This is a genomic window from Dyella ginsengisoli LA-4, assembly GCF_000334915.1.
GTDB lineage: Bacteria > Pseudomonadota > Gammaproteobacteria > Xanthomonadales > Rhodanobacteraceae > Dyella_A > Dyella_A ginsengisoli_A.
In genome coordinates this window covers 1-13602 of the sequence record NZ_AMSF01000073.1, presented here as the reverse complement: position 1 = coordinate 13602, position 13602 = coordinate 1, and the positions used below count along the sequence as shown (strand labels likewise).

Below are 13602 nucleotides of genomic sequence, written 5' to 3'. Positions count from 1 at the left end.
TGTCGCGGGGCGACGTCCGACGTTGTGGTGACATCGAACGTACCGCCACGCGCGGGAGGCGGCGACATGAGTTTTCAGAGTGCACTTTCTCGCAAATGCTGCGTCTAGAAGGGCATGTGGGTCTGAGGGTGCCCTTTCCATCATGCCGAAAGAAATTGTACATTAGCCAATCGCGGGTAAGGAGGTTCCGGGCGATGCCACTGGAATAAAAGGGGACGTGGCTAATTAAATTTGATCAATAATGGGGTCAGGTTCACTTAATTGGGTCAAAGAATTGAGTCCGGCCTTCTTTGGTAGCATGTGAACATTGCAACCCGTTGGTTCTGTCCATGGATGGAGGAGCATGTGAAAGCGATTCGGGTACTCGTGTCTTTGGTAATGGCGTCGACCGCAGTGCCAGCTGCCTTGGCGGCTGACCAGAGCTTGGGGAGCTTGATTGCGAGCAATCTGAGTTCGCACTACCAGTCACCCACCAAGATCGGGGCTTCGGTGGCCTTTTCCTGCAAGTTGGCGAAAGGGCGCTACGAGTGGGAGCAGTCGAGCGATACGCAGACGGGCTATTTCCGCGTCACGCTTGTTCACGTCGAAGTGAATGGTCGATCCTTGCCTGCATCCGAGCTGGGCAGGATCAATGGCTTGCTCGCGGGGCCGGCCTTGCTGCGATCGAGTTTCGTTAGCTGCAGCGGTCGGTACGTGGACCTCCAGCTGGACCTGCATCGAATCCTTTCGCCGGACGCGGTGCCGCTGAAGAAGGCGAACAGCTCGTATGTCGTCCAGTTGAAGGATGCCGATCTGCTCGATGTGAGGACGCTCCCGGACACCTGAACGTGGGCGCCTCAGCCGCTAACGGGCTCAGGTTCACTTACTGCGAGCCGAGAAGCGCCCCTCCTCTGGTCGCGTTCGTGCAGTCAGCCCTGCCGGATACGCGAGCGAAAAGGCAGAAGTCCGGATAGCTCAGCCGTTACCTCAGCGGCACTTCCTTGGTCGTTTTGTCCAGGATCTTCATCGCCGCGGCGTTTCTCTTCTTCCAATCGCGCAGCTCGGCATCGCTCATAGGGGTACTCGCATAGACCGCCGGTTGCGGATGGGTGGCCTGGGCAGGTACGTGCCGTGCCGGGGCGGTGGGGGGTGCAAGGGCCGGATGCCGGTCCGGCGGGGGCGCAGGGCGGTCTGCCTCGAGCGGCACCGGCGACCTCGGTGGCACTCTTTCCGAGGCGCTGCCGCTGGCGACCGAGACGGCGCCGATCAACAGCAGGCCGGCGACCATGCTTCCGATCAACGCGAGCGGCGTGTCGAGCAGCCGCGGCGGGCGCGTCCGGGGGGATTGCAGGTTGCGCACCGTGGCAACGAGGTCCCCGCCGTGGATCAGCTCGATCGGTTTGCCCTGCGCGAAGCGTCGCGCGTCGCTGGTGTAATCGCCCAGCGCGACGATCTTCACCGCGGTGGCACCGTGGTGCACCAGCAGGCCGTACATCTCGCGAACCACGTTGACGCCGACTTGCCGGTTCTTCCACTGCTTGCACTGGACCAGCGTGGTCTGGCCGTCGCGTCGCAGGACCAGGTCGATGCCGCCGTCGGCGCCGCCCAGCCCGGTTTCCTCGATACGGTAGCCCTGGCGGCGGAAGGCCTCGCCGGCGAGCTGCTCGAACTGGCGCCAGTCCATCTCGCGCAGGCTGTCGAGGCCGGTCTGGCTGTCGAGCAGCCGGCGACGGCGGGCGCGGCCGACGAACGACACGACCGCGGCGATCCAGCAGACCGCCAGCAGGAACCAGCCAATGGGTGCGAATACGCCGCGCTGCGCGATCCCGCCCAAGCCGGCGAGCTGCGGGTTGCCGGTGGCGAGGAAATAGGCGCCGACGCCATGGCGTATCACCAGGTATCCGACCAGCCCTAGCACGATGCCTGCCGGCCATGGCATCGACGCCACGATCTCCAGGCCGCTTTCCCTGCGCCTTGCCATCCGCATCTCCCGAGCCGTCCGCAGCGCCAGGAACGATAGTCAAAATCGGTGCCGGAATGAACTGGAGCGACAAAAATGGCGGGGTCAGGTTGGGCTGGCTCCCTGCGGAAGGACTAGACTGGCCCCGGTAAACGTTCCCGCCGCCCGGCGTGGAGGGTTTTGGCATGGTGACCTGGGCGTACGCCGCCATCCTGGCATGGTCTGTTGCCGTGCCCGCGCCCGCCGTGTCGGCGGCGCCGGTTCCGTCAGCCACGCCGCTCATGTTGCCGATGCCGCGCCCGGAGCAGGTTCTGGCGGTACCGCCGGAGTTGCATGCGCTGCTGCAGCAGCAGGTCATTGCCGCCGGTGGTTCCGGAAGGTCGCGACTGGAACGGTTGACGGCCTTCCTTTCCGGCGGGCCGCCGGGTCTGGGCATCGTGTACTCCGCCGACGCCACCCTGACCGTCGAACAGGCCTTCCGTCTGCGCAGGGCCAACTGCCTGACCTTCACCCTGCTGATCGTGGCGCTGGCGCGCGAGTCCGGCCTGCAGGCCTACGGGCAGGAGCTCGACGACGTGGTGACCTGGGGCGGGGGCAACGACATCGCCTACCGGTTCAACCACGTCAACGCCGGAATTACCATCGGACGCTCCCGCCTCACGGTGGATCTGGCTGCCGCCCAGCTGCCGGGGCACCACCCGCCCAAGGCGATTTCCGATCGGCGTCTGCTGGCGCTCTACTACAACAACCGCGCCGCCGAGCTGGTGGCCGGCGCCGCGTCCGCTGAGGCGGTCCCGTATGTGGCCATGGCGCTGCAGCTGGCTCCGCGCTATGCCAACGGCTGGGTCAATACCGGCGTGGTTCGACTGCTCCAGGGCGATCCGCAGGCGGCCGAACGCGATTACCTGAAGGCGTTGACGCTCGACCCGGACAACGAGGCGGCACTGCTCAACCTGGTGTCGCTGTACCGGAAGACCGGCGACGAGACACGCCACGCCATCTATGCGCGGCGCCTCGAGAAGGTCCAGGTGAAGGACCCCTACTTCCACTTCCTGAAGGCCGAGGACTCCGAGAAGCGGGGCGACTACGGCGGAGCGGTGCAGCACCTTTTGCAGGCCATCCGTCTCTATGACGGCGACCCGCGCTTCTACCTGGGACTGGCCCACGCGTATCGGCAACTGGGCAAGGCACGCCGCGCGCAGCGAGCCATGGCTCGTGCCCTTGCGCTCGATCCGCAGGCGCAGGGGGACGGGAGCGAATGAGTCCCTCGACCGGATCGGCAGCGGAGTCAGGGGGCGGAGCGGCCCTTCTCGTTCGGCCTACTCACATGAGTGACCCTGCCATCGCCTGGTAGACCCTGCCTTGACGCCGTTGCGGCCCGCCCCGCTACTCCGCTGATTTCCCACCGCGTGTCGAAACCAGACGCAGGAAGGTTTCGTGCTGGTAGCGGCTCATGCGCAGTTTCTGCCCGGTATCCATCGTCACGACGTGGTAGCCGTTGAACCAGGGATGGATCGCCTGGATCCGGCGCACGTTGATGATGGCCGAGCGGTGGACACGCGCGAAATGCCGCGGATCGAGCCGCGCGGCGAGTGCGCTCATGGTTTCGCGCATTTCATGCACGCGGTCGGCCAGGTGGATCTGCACGGTGTTGCCGCTGGCCTTGATCCAGACGATGTCGTCGACGTCGATGAAGCCGATGTGCTCATCGATGCGTATGGGGAGGCGCTGGATGTGCTCGTCGCGCTGCCGCAAGGCCTGCAGCGTCTGCAGGATTTGCGTGGACGCGTCCCTGCTTTCGCCGGCGGACAGCCGCGTCTTCACGCGCCGCAGCGTGGCGGCAAAACGCTCGCGGCTGAAGGGCTTCACCAGATAATCCACCGCGTTCGCCTCGAACGCCCGCACGGCGTACTGCTCGAAGGCCGTGACGAATACCGTCGCCGGCATGCGCTCGGCACCAATGCTTGCGGCGACCTCGATGCCGCTCATGGCGGGCATCTGGATGTCGAGAAAAACCAGCGCGGGTGACTGGTGGCGAATCGTCTCGACGGCCGACGCGCCATCGCCACATTCGCCCAGCAGTTCGATATCGGGGTCATCGCGCAGCAGGCGCACGATGGCGCGACGCGCGAGCGGCTCGTCGTCCACGACGAGGGTGCCGATCTTCACCGGGCCGCGACCTCGGGCGCATCGTCAAGCTCTTCGATCTCGCGAAAAGGCAGGCGAAGGCGGCAGACCACACCCTCGGGCCAGATCATCTCCAGACTGACCTGCGCACCCCCGCCATACAGTTCGCGCAAGCGCAGCTCGGTATTGGAAAGGCCGATCCCATGCCCCGTGGCGGATGCGGGCCCGGCCTCCAGCTTGCTGTTGCGGTTGCGCACATCGATGCACAGCGTATTGCCTTCCCGCCGGGTTTCGACCTCGATGCAGTCCACGCCGATCCGCTTGCTGATCCCATGCGAAATGGCGTTCTCCACGATCGGCTGCAGAATCAGGCTGGGCACCGCGCAGTCCAGCGTGTCGGGGGCAACGTAGATGTGGGTGGTGAGACGATCCTTGAAACGTATGCGCTGTATGCCGAGGTAAAGATCCAGCAGCACCAGCTCCCGCCGCAGGCTGACCTCCTGGCCGTCATAGTCCTCAAGGAATGCACGCAGCAATTCGCTCAGGCGCAGCAGCATGTCCTCGGCCGACAGCGCGTCTTCGTCCAGCAAGGTCGCGATCGCGTGCAGGGTGTTAAACAGGAAATGCGGCTGCAGCTGCGACTTCAGCGCGCGTAGGCGCGATTGCGCGAGCTCGGTAGCCAGCTGGCTCGCCTCGATCTCGCGACGCGTCTTTTCGGCGTGGAACTGCATGGCCTGCTGAATCGCAAACAGCGACCAGTAGGCCAGCAGGTCGGTGGCGAAGTTCTGGCCAATGAACAGGCTGACCTGTTCACCGAACGAGCTGGGCTCGAACGCCGTCGACACGAATGCGCCGATCAGGATGGCGAACACAGTCATGCCTAAGCTTGCCGGCAACTGCATGCCCAAGCCGCGCAATCGCACCGGCGACTGGATCGGATACTTCGCCGCAAGCTTGAACACCAGTGGAGCGAGTGCCGCCCATGTGTACCACTGGATGATCGACCAGCGCAGGTAATCGACCAGCGCAAAGGTATGCCCCGCCAAGGCATCCTGCATGAAACCCTGCAACGCGAATACCACCACTACCACCGCCCAAAGCCCGAGATAGCGGAACAGGCCGATCCTCGTGTTGCCCAGGCGAACCATCATCAGCGGCATGTTCCGGGGGGTGGAGCGGCCATCCTAGGCGCTGCCCACGGCACCGGAAAGCACTTCGTGACGCCGCTACGATTCGCCATCGCGTCACGACGATTCACCCCGCATTGCTTTCGCCGCGGATCTCCATCCGGCCATATCGCGGTGCCTGCCATGCGCATACAAGCCCACGGCGGCGCCCTGTTTCAGCCGGAGCCCCGCATGAAATCGATCCGCATCATCCTCCCCGCCGCCCTGCTTTCCGCCGCGCTTGCCAGCCTGCTCGTCGCTCCATCGTCAGCCTGCGGCGCCGCAACGCGGATACCCCAGCGGCACTTCGATCTGGTGAACGCCACCTTCGACAGCATCATCGCGCTCGCCATCGCGCCCGCCGGTCGGGATGCCTTCCGCGACATCGCGCTCGGACGGCCGCTGCAGGGCGGCATGAATTCCATGACCTTCGATATTCCGGCGGGCGGGTGTCTGCGCGACCTGCGCGTCACCTTCCACGGTGGGCGCACCAGGATCTTTTCGCGCATCGATGTCTGTCGGAGCACCGGCCTGCGCCTGACGTCCGGAGGCGGGGGAAAGTGAAAAGGCGAAGATGGTGTCAGGGACAATTCCAAGATCGAGGTGGATTTGCCCAATTGAATTCGCGCCAAGTTGACCTCGGTCGCCGCCGCGCAGGGACGGTCCCTGCGCGGCTTAATTGGCCACCGATCTTGGCGCTGGATTCGTCGCGCCAGGCCGCGGCCCGCCATGGGGGCGGACCGATTAAAGGGGGCGTGGCAAATGAAATTCGGTTGTCGCCACACGGAGCGGGTCCCGGCCCAGCTTGATCGGCCACGTCTCCTTTCTCAGGTGATCGTGCGCCCCAGTGGATCGATCTGGTCGGTTGTCGTCTGGCGCTAGGTCGATCTCAGGAACGAGACAGACTCTGTGCTGACAAGCATTGTCATCGGCTTACGGGCAAGGTGCCCCGGCAAGCCAGGTATCCAAGCTTGCATCCTGAACGTCGCCAGGTATCTGCCGGAGGCATACGACGTTTGAGCCAATTACGCCAATTTCGACCACATTGCCGATGGTGGCCCCGTGGAGTTCCAGTTTTGGTATCCGGAAAACTATCTGCTCGTCCCGGCTCATGGGGCCCTGCGCTGATATGGCCAGCACCTCGGCATCAACCTTTTGCGCATCTGGAAGGCTGCCGGAAAGCGATGGAGACCTTCCGATTCCTAAAAGACCACCGCTCTCCGCCTTTATCGAGACGAGACGAACTGCCGCCCGCTGATCAAGATCGCGATCAGCACGCCATTCCCAGCCAAATTTTGAAGATTTGCTACTCATCGCAAGACATCCGCGGATAAAAGGGGACGTAGCTAATTAAATTCGTTTGTCGCCATGCGGGGCAGGTTCCGGCCCAGCTTGACTGGCCACGTCTCCTTTCTCAGGTGATCGTGCGCCCCTGTGGATCGATCTGGTCGGTTGTCGTCTCGCCGGAGTCCCACGCTTCGACTGGCGTAACGGTTTGGAGTTCGGCTGCGATCGGCGTCCCCGCCATGTACTCCAAGCGCACGGGACACGGCGGCAGTTCCCCGCCACCGTGTCCGGGCTGTCCTGCAGTTGGACACGCAGCCGTCGGAAAGAGGTGCTGACGGAGTCGCCAACGGTGCTCGCCGGCCGATCCCAAGGCAGGTTCACCATGTGGATCGATCGGGCGAAGCAAGCACAGGTCGCCAGGCTACTGACCGAGGCCGATGCCGATGCCGCCGGGACCGATGATGAGGCCACCCATGGATGCGCTGATGCCGCCTGGTCCGGCGGAGTAATTGACCGAGCTTCCGGCAGGTGTGCCCGTGTTGCAGATGTTCTTGCCCATGGGCGACAGGCAAGGATCCGGATGATGCGTATCTGTATCGTCCGCCTCGACGCTGCTCATCGCCGCCCATTTGGCCTGGGCGGCGGCAATGGGCTTGTTACGTGCCGCGATAAGGCCGTGCATCTTCTCCGACCACGCACGCGCCTTCGCCCGATCGTGGCTCGCCATGATTTCCTGGGCCTCGGGAAGCATCTGGCCGATCTGGAGATCGTATTGAATGATCTCCTTGGGCAATACGCCGCGGCGAACCCACTCCTGATCCTTGTCCGTGATCTGCGCCCAGCCCTCGACAAGGGACGGCCCGGCCGAAGCCGCTGAGGCGGAATGATCTGCCTGCTGTGCAGGCATCATTCCGCAACCGGTCAGCGCCATGGCGATCAGCCACGCAGTGGTGCAACGGTAAACATTCGTCTTCATGGGTCCTTCCCTGGTTGAGGCAATTGAGGCGGCCTGGAATCCATCGAGCCGCACCGACATGATGCCCGGTTCGAGCACTCCGCGCCGCGCTGGAAGCCTGCGCCGGATCACGAAAACCGGCTGACGGGGTCAGGTTCACTTGCTGGGTAACGAGAAGTTCGCCCGTCCTCCCTCCTTTCTCAGACCCCCTGTCATGGCGCTGGTGTTTTGGTGCCAGACGCGCCATTGCTCCTCTCGCGGCGAACAGTGGCTTGCCTGCGTGCGAGCTCACATCGTTGGCGAACGCCGGCTCACCCCTGGCGCTCCATCCGGCGATGACGGGTCGCGCGTGCGCCGACCTTGTGTATGCTCGTCGGATCAGGAACGGGGACAGATATGGAAATCAAAGTGTGGGTGCTGATCGCCTCGACGATCGCCGTGGCGGCGTATCTGGTGGCCCTCTACAACAGCCTTGTGCAATTCAAGAACAACGTCGCCAAGGCGTGGGCCAACATCGACGTGCTGCTCAAGCAGCGGCATGACGAGCTCCCCAAGCTGGTGGAAACCTGCAAGCAGTACATGGGCTACGAGCAGCCCGCGCTGGAGCGCGTGGTGGCTGCGCGCGCCAAGGTTTCCCAGGCCATGGCCCATGGCAGTCCCGAGGTGCTCGGCCAGGCGGAGGCGGGCCTGCGAAGCGGCCTGGGCCAGTTGTACGCCGTGGCGGAAAACTACCCGGAGCTCAAGGCGGACCAGTCCTTCCGTTTCCTGCAGACGCGCATCAGCGGTCTGGAAAACGCGATCGCGGACCGACGCGAGTTCTACAACGACTCGGTCAACGCCCTGAACGTGCGACGCGAGCAGTTCCCCGACCGTCTTCTGGCCAGTGCCTTCAACATCGGCGGCGCCGAGCTCCTGCATTTTTCGAGCGAGGAGACCCGCGACGTGGACATCAAGGCGCTGTTCGGCTGATCGGCGCCGCCGGGATGTCCCGCGCCACATCGCCCGCTGCCGTCCGGGGAAGGTGACCGATGTACTCTCGTGCGCTGGTCGCTTTGCTGTTGTTACTGCTGTCCGGCCTCTGGGCCAGCGTCAAGCAGCAGCTGGCGTGGCTGAAGAGGACCCGCGGCGTGGAAGCGGGCGTGCCGATGTCGAAGTGCCGTTCTGCGGCACAGGGGTACGTCCGGCTGTACGGGGTGCAGCAGCACGTGGACGGCAAGCCGCTGCTGGCCCCGTTGACCGGCAAGCCGTGCACCTGGTGGAGCTTCACTGTCGAGAAGCGCAAGGGCTGGCATCTGGACGACTCACCGCCGGAGTGGCGGATCGTCCGGCAGGCCTCCAGCACGTCGCCGGTGCTGCTCGATGACGGCACCGGCCAGGTCCTGGTTGATGTCACCGGCGAGCGGAACCTCATCGGTCCCCGCGATTGCTGGCACGGTGACACCGAACTCCCGATCTGGCCGCCTTCGATCCTCACGACCAAGGACAACTACCGGTACACCGAGCAGCGGATGGTCGCCGGCACCACTCTCTACGTCGCCGGTCAGCTCACGACCCGCTCCAGCATCCCGTCGCCCACGGCGATCAAGGACCGGGCGCTGCGCATGTTGACCCGCTGGAAGGGCAACCAGGCGTCCCTGCGCGAGCGCTTCGACCGCAACCACGACGGCGTGATCGATCCGGACGAATGGGAAGCAGCGCGGCAGGCGGCCCTGGGTCAAGCCGAATCCGAGCTCGCCCGTGAACTGGACAGCGGCGTCAACGGCCGCAGCGTGGTGTCCCGCCCCACGGACGGAAAGCCCTTCGTCATCACGCCGATGCCGGACATGAACTTCAGCGAGCCCTCCAACCCCTCGCGGCCAACGCTGTTCTGGCTGATCGCCTTCCTCGTCGCGTCGATGTGGTGCATCGGCGCGCTGGCGGGTCGATAGGCACGGGGGCTGGCGTCCTCGTTCCCGCACGGGCGCTGCTGCCATCTTCGCCCCGTGTCGTCCCTCAACGCGCCGTGCAGCCCTTGCCCTCGAACCGCACGCTGACGATGTGCCGGTCGCGCGAGAGCTCGAAGTAGGTGGTGCAACTGGTCAACACGTAGGTGCCGTTGCGCGTGGTAGCCGTCGACGGAAGGTAGTCCATCCCCCTGACCGCAGCGTTGGTGGTGGAGGTGGGCGCCGACGTGAAGCCGCCACGGCGGGTGTAGATGTATTCGAGGTTGCCGTCCGGCGCCGTGACCTGGCCGTTGGGGTAGCCCCAGCGCTGCACCAGCGTTTCTGCCGGGGCACCGATCCAGCCGTCCAGCTGTCGCCGGTATTTCGCTTCGGTGGCGCAGCCGCCGAGGAGGAGGGCGGCATTTGCCGCGATCACGATCCATGATGCTTTCATGCGCTTCCTTGTCGATGGCTGTGGCGGAGCTGTGCGGCACCGCGTCGGCAGCGTGCTACCAAGCGGGGAAAAAGGGAACACCGACATGGGGCGCGTCTCTGCGATCCGGGAAGTGGTTTGTTCGTACCTGCACGGACGGTCATGGATCGTTGCGCCGATAGTGCGCGCTGTTGCGAGATGCGCGGGTCTGCTCCGCGCAGAGCTGCGTTTCGCGTGGATGACGGGGGTGGGGTGCTTTTGGCGACTCTCCCCGTCGATGGCTGGATGGGCGGCGGCACCGCCGCGCGGCTGCTGCCGTGGTCTTCGATTCCGTGCCCGGTAGCTGCGGATCTTTCCCTGCGAACTGGAGACCCAGCCTTCCGGCGATGCGGCAGGAAGACCGTCCCGGGTGAGCGGGTGGTCCGGCCCGGCAGATTCTGGCGGTCCGGGCAGGTCGGGGCCGGGCGCACTTCCCCGCCCAGGCGCTACTGGCCTATATTTCTGCGCCGCGATCGTATTCACCCGGCCGCGACGCCTCTCGACTCCGCTGCAGCGGGTTGTCTGCCATGAGCATTTCGAGCATCCACGGTACTCGGCTGCCCTCCCTGGGCGGACTTGCCGCGCTTCGACGCGCGCAGTCCAAGGATGCGTCCGGCACCTCGGCCCCTGTCCCCGCGACGGCCATTTCGCATCTCCCGGCCGCGGATGCGGGCCAGTGGACGGCCGCGATCGGGGCGGCCATGGCGCAACTGGGGCTGGCCGCATCGTCGGGCCAGGCGCCGGCCGCCGCCACGCGCACCGCATGGGCGCAGGGCGACGCATCGGCGGCCAGCCGGCGTGGCGCGCAGCAGGTGCAGCAGTACCGGAGCATCGCCTCGACCTCCTCGCGCCTGGTGCAGGCGCTGGACGCGAGCGCATCCGGTGTTTCGACAACCTCCGGGTTGACCGCGGCCTTGCAGGGTCTGTGGACGTCGCTGGGCGCGACCCCGGAAGGCGACGGTTCCGCCAATCCGGCCGTCCCGCACTTGCCGACGTTCCTGCGATCGCTGGCGAGTCACGTCGGCGAGAGCGGCGTATCGGGCTTGCGTGGGGTGTTTGTCGACGCCGTGGCCTGAGCGCCGGGCCTGCCGGCGTGCACCGGGCCCTGGGCGGCGCGTGACCCGCGGCTAGAGATAGCCGAGCCGGATCGGCGTGAAGGCGCTCATGTCGGCGCAGGCATGGAAGCCGATCAGGTACCAGAGATTGCCCGGCCAGCGCTGCCGCAGCACAGCGGCGATCAGCGCGAAGACCAGCGCGTTGGCCACGCCGAACGCGCCGAGCTGCAGGTGATAGAGCGCGAACAGCAGCGCGGTGAGTGCCGCCGCCATCACCGTGCGCGTGCGATGCGCCGGCAGCTGTCGCAGCAGCATGGTCTGCACGAAGCCGCGGAACACCAGTTCCTCGTAGAAGCCGCCGATGACCCACGCCAGCACCAGCGCCAGCAGGTAGCCGCCGAGGCTGCGACGCACGAAGTCGAAGTCGCTCAGGTCCGGGTACTCACCGAGCAGGTGCGCCAGCAGCGGACCGATGACGCTGTAGTTGAGTCCCGCATATGCCACGCCGAGCAGGCCACCGAGCAACAGCGGTCGCGCTTTGCGCGTGCGCCAGCGGAACCCGAGTGCGGAAAAGTCCAGCCGCTGCCAGCGCAGCATGGCCCAGCACAGTCCGAGTCCGAACACGGGGTAGAGCAGCATCGGTACGCCGAGGTGCGGGGCAAGGAGTACGGCCGCCGTGCCCAGGGCCAGCACGGCGGCCTGCCGGCGTCGGAGGAACGGCGGCGGAGTCGTTACTCGCATCGGCGATTAATGCCAGAAGCTGGCGGAAATGGGCTTGCGCAGCGCGTGCCGGCCTTGGCCGTACGATGGTGGTCGAGCCAGCCTTGTCGATTCATTCGCCCAGCCGCAGTCGTGCCGCGATGCGCTCGAGGTCGGCGGTGTTCACCGGGTTGTAGAGCACCAGGCTCAGGTCCGGACGGCCGTCCACTGCGAAGGCGGAGTACTCGAAGCTCAGCGGTCCCAGTTCCGGGTGGCGGATGTGCTTGATGCCTTCGCTGTGGCTTCCCACGTCGTGCTCGCGCCACAGCGTGTTGAACTCGGGGCTGGCGCGGCACAACTCGTCCACCAGCGCCTCGACCGCCTTGCCGGCGCCGGCGCGGGCGGCATCGAGGCGGAACGCGCCCACCACGTAGCGCGCCACGCTGAGCCAGTCGTACTGCACGTCCCTGGCACGGGCGTCGAGGAAGAGGTAGCGCAGGATGTTCCTCCGCTCGGGCGGCAGCGCGCCGTAGTCGATCAGCATCACCGTCGCGGCGCGGTTCCACGCCACCACGTCCCAGGCAGCCGTGCGCATGATGGCGGGGCAGGGTTCCAGCGCATCGAGCACGCGCTGCAACCGCGGCGTGATGCCGGCGGGTTCGCGGTAGCGCGCTTCCGGCGGCCGGCCCAGCCCGAGCAGGAACAGGTGCTCCCGTTCCGCGTCGGTCAGCATCAGGGCGTGCGCGATCCGTTCGAGCACGTCGCCGGAGGGCGCGCCGCCGCGTCCCTGCTCGAGCCAGGTGTACCAGGTGGTGCTGATGTGGGCGCGCTGGGCGACCTCCTCGCGGCGCAGCCCGGGCGTGCGCCGGCGCGTGCCGCCAAGGCCGAGGGCAGCCGGGTCGACGCGCTCGCGGCGGTCCCGTAGGTAGGTTCCCAGGCGATGTTCCTGCGGCACGCGTGCACCATCCTGTTAGAGGCTATACCACGATAAAGACACGTCTTTACCCGGATATTACCCGGCCGGGATAGTGATCGCCGTCCCTTCCAAGGAGAGCGATCCATGCATGTTTTCGTCACCGGCGCCACCGGATTCATCGGCACCCGCATCGTCAGGGAGTTGCTGGCGCACGGCCACGAGGTGACCGGCCTGTGCCGGTCGGAAGATAAGGCGCGGTCGCTTGCCGCCCTCGGTGCGGCCGCGTATCGCGGGTCGCTGGAACAACCCGACAGCCTGCGCGCCGGTGCGGCGCAGGCCGATGCGGTCATCCACACCGCGTTCGATCACGACTTCGCCCATTTCGCTGCCAACTGCGAGAAGGACTACCGCGCGATCCACGCGCTCGGTTCGGCGTTGGCCGGTTCCGACCGCCCGCTGCTGATCACCTCGGGCACCGGCATGGGCAGCCCGGGTGCGGGGCTGCCGGCGCGCGAGGACGTGCTCAACCTGGATCATCCCAACCCGCGCCTGGCGTCCGAGCGGGCCGGCCAGGAGCTGCTGGATGCGGGTGTGGCGGTGTCGGTCGTGCGCCTGCCGCAGGTACACGACACGACGCGGCAGGGGCTGGTGTCGCCATGGATCCAGATGGCGCGCGCCAGGGGCGTGTGCGCCTATGTCGGCGACGGCCGCAATCGCTGGCCTGCGGCGCACGTGCAGGACGTGGCCCGGCTTTATCGCCTGGCGCTGGAACACCGCACGCCGGGGGCGCGCTACCACGCCGTCGCCGAGCAGGGGATCGCCGCATGCGACATCGCCCGGGTGCTCGGCGAGCGGCTGGATCTGCCGGTGACCTCCATTGCGACCGCCGACGCTCCCGGCTATTTCGGCTGGCTTGCCGCCTTTGCCGCCATGGATCTGCCGGCATCGAGCGAGTGGACCCGGCGGACGCTCGGCTGGGAAACGACCGGTCCAGGGCTGCTCGACGACCTCGCGCGGCTGGAGCTTCAGGCCGACGCGGCCTGAGTCGGGGGGGCGGGGGGGGG

15 protein-coding genes are annotated in these 13602 nt (G+C 66.2%); 7 read left to right on the top strand and 8 right to left on the bottom strand.

Annotation, left to right across the window (positions count from 1 at the left end):
- Nucleotides 1–345 precede the first annotated feature (345 nt).
- Nucleotides 346–825 carry a hypothetical protein gene (locus C693_RS0116440; RefSeq protein WP_017463373.1) on the top strand — a complete coding sequence of 160 codons (480 nt, stop codon included), beginning with the start codon at nucleotides 346–348 and terminating at the stop codon, nucleotides 823–825.
- Nucleotides 826–961: 136 nt separating this feature from the next.
- On the opposite strand, the gene C693_RS0116435 is transcribed toward C693_RS0116440, so the two are convergent.
- Complete coding sequence (locus C693_RS0116435) at nucleotides 962–1960, bottom strand: restriction endonuclease (RefSeq protein WP_026107484.1); 999 nt, start codon at nucleotides 1958–1960, stop codon at nucleotides 962–964.
- 164 nt (nucleotides 1961–2124) lie between these two features.
- On the opposite strand from C693_RS0116435, the gene C693_RS0116430 reads away from it, so the two are divergent.
- Complete coding sequence (locus C693_RS0116430) at nucleotides 2125–3201, top strand: tetratricopeptide repeat protein (RefSeq protein WP_017463372.1); 1077 nt, start codon at nucleotides 2125–2127, stop codon at nucleotides 3199–3201.
- A 124-nt stretch (nucleotides 3202–3325) separates the two neighbouring features.
- On the opposite strand, the gene C693_RS22000 is transcribed toward C693_RS0116430, so the two are convergent.
- Nucleotides 3326–4108 carry a LytR/AlgR family response regulator transcription factor gene (locus tag C693_RS22000; protein WP_017463371.1) on the bottom strand — a complete coding sequence of 261 codons (783 nt, stop codon included), beginning with the start codon at nucleotides 4106–4108 and terminating at the stop codon, nucleotides 3326–3328.
- Complete coding sequence (locus C693_RS0116420; RefSeq protein WP_043599096.1) at nucleotides 4105–5217, bottom strand: sensor histidine kinase; 1113 nt, start codon at nucleotides 5215–5217, stop codon at nucleotides 4105–4107. Before C693_RS0116420 ends, C693_RS22000 begins: the two co-directional genes overlap by 4 nt.
- A gap of 207 nt (nucleotides 5218–5424) precedes the next feature.
- Between C693_RS0116420 and C693_RS0116415 the strand changes: the two genes are divergently transcribed.
- Entirely contained in the window at nucleotides 5425–5796 is a 372-nt protein-coding gene (locus C693_RS0116415) for a hypothetical protein (protein ID WP_017463369.1), read from the top strand.
- Between the two features lie 369 nt (nucleotides 5797–6165).
- Here C693_RS0116415 and C693_RS23835 read toward each other — a convergent pair whose 3' ends face one another.
- Together C693_RS23835 and C693_RS0116405 are read right to left on the bottom strand one after the other, a co-directional pair.
- Nucleotides 6166–6546: a hypothetical protein gene (locus C693_RS23835; protein WP_157798649.1), complete on the bottom strand. Its 381-nt coding sequence runs from the start codon at nucleotides 6544–6546 to the stop codon at nucleotides 6166–6168.
- Nucleotides 6547–6940: 394 nt separating this feature from the next.
- Nucleotides 6941–7495, bottom strand: coding sequence for a hypothetical protein (locus C693_RS0116405; RefSeq protein WP_017463367.1), 555 nt, complete (start codon nucleotides 7493–7495; stop codon nucleotides 6941–6943).
- Between the two features lie 375 nt (nucleotides 7496–7870).
- Here C693_RS0116405 and C693_RS0116400 point away from each other — a divergent pair, with 375 nt between their 5' ends.
- Both C693_RS0116400 and C693_RS0116395 read left to right on the top strand, forming a co-directional pair.
- The gene (locus tag C693_RS0116400) at nucleotides 7871–8443 is read left to right on the top strand and encodes a LemA family protein (protein WP_017463366.1); all 573 of its coding nucleotides are present in this window, start codon (nucleotides 7871–7873) and stop codon (nucleotides 8441–8443) included.
- Nucleotides 8444–8502: 59 nt separating this feature from the next.
- Nucleotides 8503–9402 (top strand): hypothetical protein, encoded by a 900-nt coding sequence (locus C693_RS0116395; RefSeq protein ID WP_017463365.1) that lies wholly within the window; start codon nucleotides 8503–8505, stop codon nucleotides 9400–9402.
- Nucleotides 9403–9466: 64 nt separating this feature from the next.
- Here the strand turns inward: C693_RS0116395 and C693_RS0116390 are convergent, their stop codons facing one another.
- Nucleotides 9467–9850 carry a hypothetical protein gene (locus C693_RS0116390; RefSeq protein WP_017463364.1) on the bottom strand — a complete coding sequence of 128 codons (384 nt, stop codon included), beginning with the start codon at nucleotides 9848–9850 and terminating at the stop codon, nucleotides 9467–9469.
- 545 nt (nucleotides 9851–10395) lie between these two features.
- Here C693_RS0116390 and C693_RS0116385 point away from each other — a divergent pair.
- Entirely contained in the window at nucleotides 10396–10944 is a 549-nt protein-coding gene (locus C693_RS0116385; RefSeq protein WP_017463363.1) for a hypothetical protein, read from the top strand.
- Nucleotides 10945–10995: 51 nt separating this feature from the next.
- Here C693_RS0116385 and C693_RS22735 read toward each other — a convergent pair whose 3' ends face one another.
- Nucleotides 10996–11664 (bottom strand): CPBP family intramembrane glutamic endopeptidase, encoded by a 669-nt coding sequence (locus tag C693_RS22735; protein WP_083868339.1) that lies wholly within the window; start codon nucleotides 11662–11664, stop codon nucleotides 10996–10998.
- Between the two features lie 91 nt (nucleotides 11665–11755).
- Entirely contained in the window at nucleotides 11756–12577 is an 822-nt protein-coding gene (locus C693_RS0116375) for a helix-turn-helix transcriptional regulator (RefSeq protein ID WP_017463361.1), read from the bottom strand.
- Nucleotides 12578–12682: 105 nt separating this feature from the next.
- Between C693_RS0116375 and C693_RS0116370 the strand changes: the two genes are divergently transcribed.
- Nucleotides 12683–13582 (top strand): SDR family oxidoreductase, encoded by a 900-nt coding sequence (locus tag C693_RS0116370; protein ID WP_017463360.1) that lies wholly within the window; start codon nucleotides 12683–12685, stop codon nucleotides 13580–13582.
- Nucleotides 13583–13602 lie beyond the last annotated feature (20 nt).

Excerpts from the sequence above, each read along its gene's own strand:
- C693_RS0116435 (WP_026107484.1), bottom strand. The coding sequence starts at position 1,960 with ATGGCAAGGCGCAGGGAAAGCGGCCTGGAGATCGTGGCGTCGATGCCA.
- C693_RS0116430 (WP_017463372.1), top strand. The coding sequence starts at position 2,125 with ATGGTGACCTGGGCGTACGCCGCCATCCTGGCATGGTCTGTTGCCGTG.
- C693_RS0116420 (WP_043599096.1), bottom strand. The coding sequence starts at position 5,217 with ATGATGGTTCGCCTGGGCAACACGAGGATCGGCCTGTTCCGCTATCTC.
- C693_RS0116415 (WP_017463369.1), top strand. The coding sequence starts at position 5,425 with ATGAAATCGATCCGCATCATCCTCCCCGCCGCCCTGCTTTCCGCCGCG.
- C693_RS23835 (WP_157798649.1), bottom strand. The coding sequence starts at position 6,546 with ATGAGTAGCAAATCTTCAAAATTTGGCTGGGAATGGCGTGCTGATCGC.
- C693_RS0116405 (WP_017463367.1), bottom strand. The coding sequence starts at position 7,495 with ATGAAGACGAATGTTTACCGTTGCACCACTGCGTGGCTGATCGCCATG.
- C693_RS0116400 (WP_017463366.1), top strand. The coding sequence starts at position 7,871 with ATGGAAATCAAAGTGTGGGTGCTGATCGCCTCGACGATCGCCGTGGCG.
- C693_RS0116395 (WP_017463365.1), top strand. The coding sequence starts at position 8,503 with ATGTACTCTCGTGCGCTGGTCGCTTTGCTGTTGTTACTGCTGTCCGGC.
- C693_RS0116390 (WP_017463364.1), bottom strand. The coding sequence starts at position 9,850 with ATGAAAGCATCATGGATCGTGATCGCGGCAAATGCCGCCCTCCTCCTC.
- C693_RS0116385 (WP_017463363.1), top strand. The coding sequence starts at position 10,396 with ATGAGCATTTCGAGCATCCACGGTACTCGGCTGCCCTCCCTGGGCGGA.
- C693_RS22735 (WP_083868339.1), bottom strand. The coding sequence starts at position 11,664 with ATGCGAGTAACGACTCCGCCGCCGTTCCTCCGACGCCGGCAGGCCGCC.
- C693_RS0116370 (WP_017463360.1), top strand. The coding sequence starts at position 12,683 with ATGCATGTTTTCGTCACCGGCGCCACCGGATTCATCGGCACCCGCATC.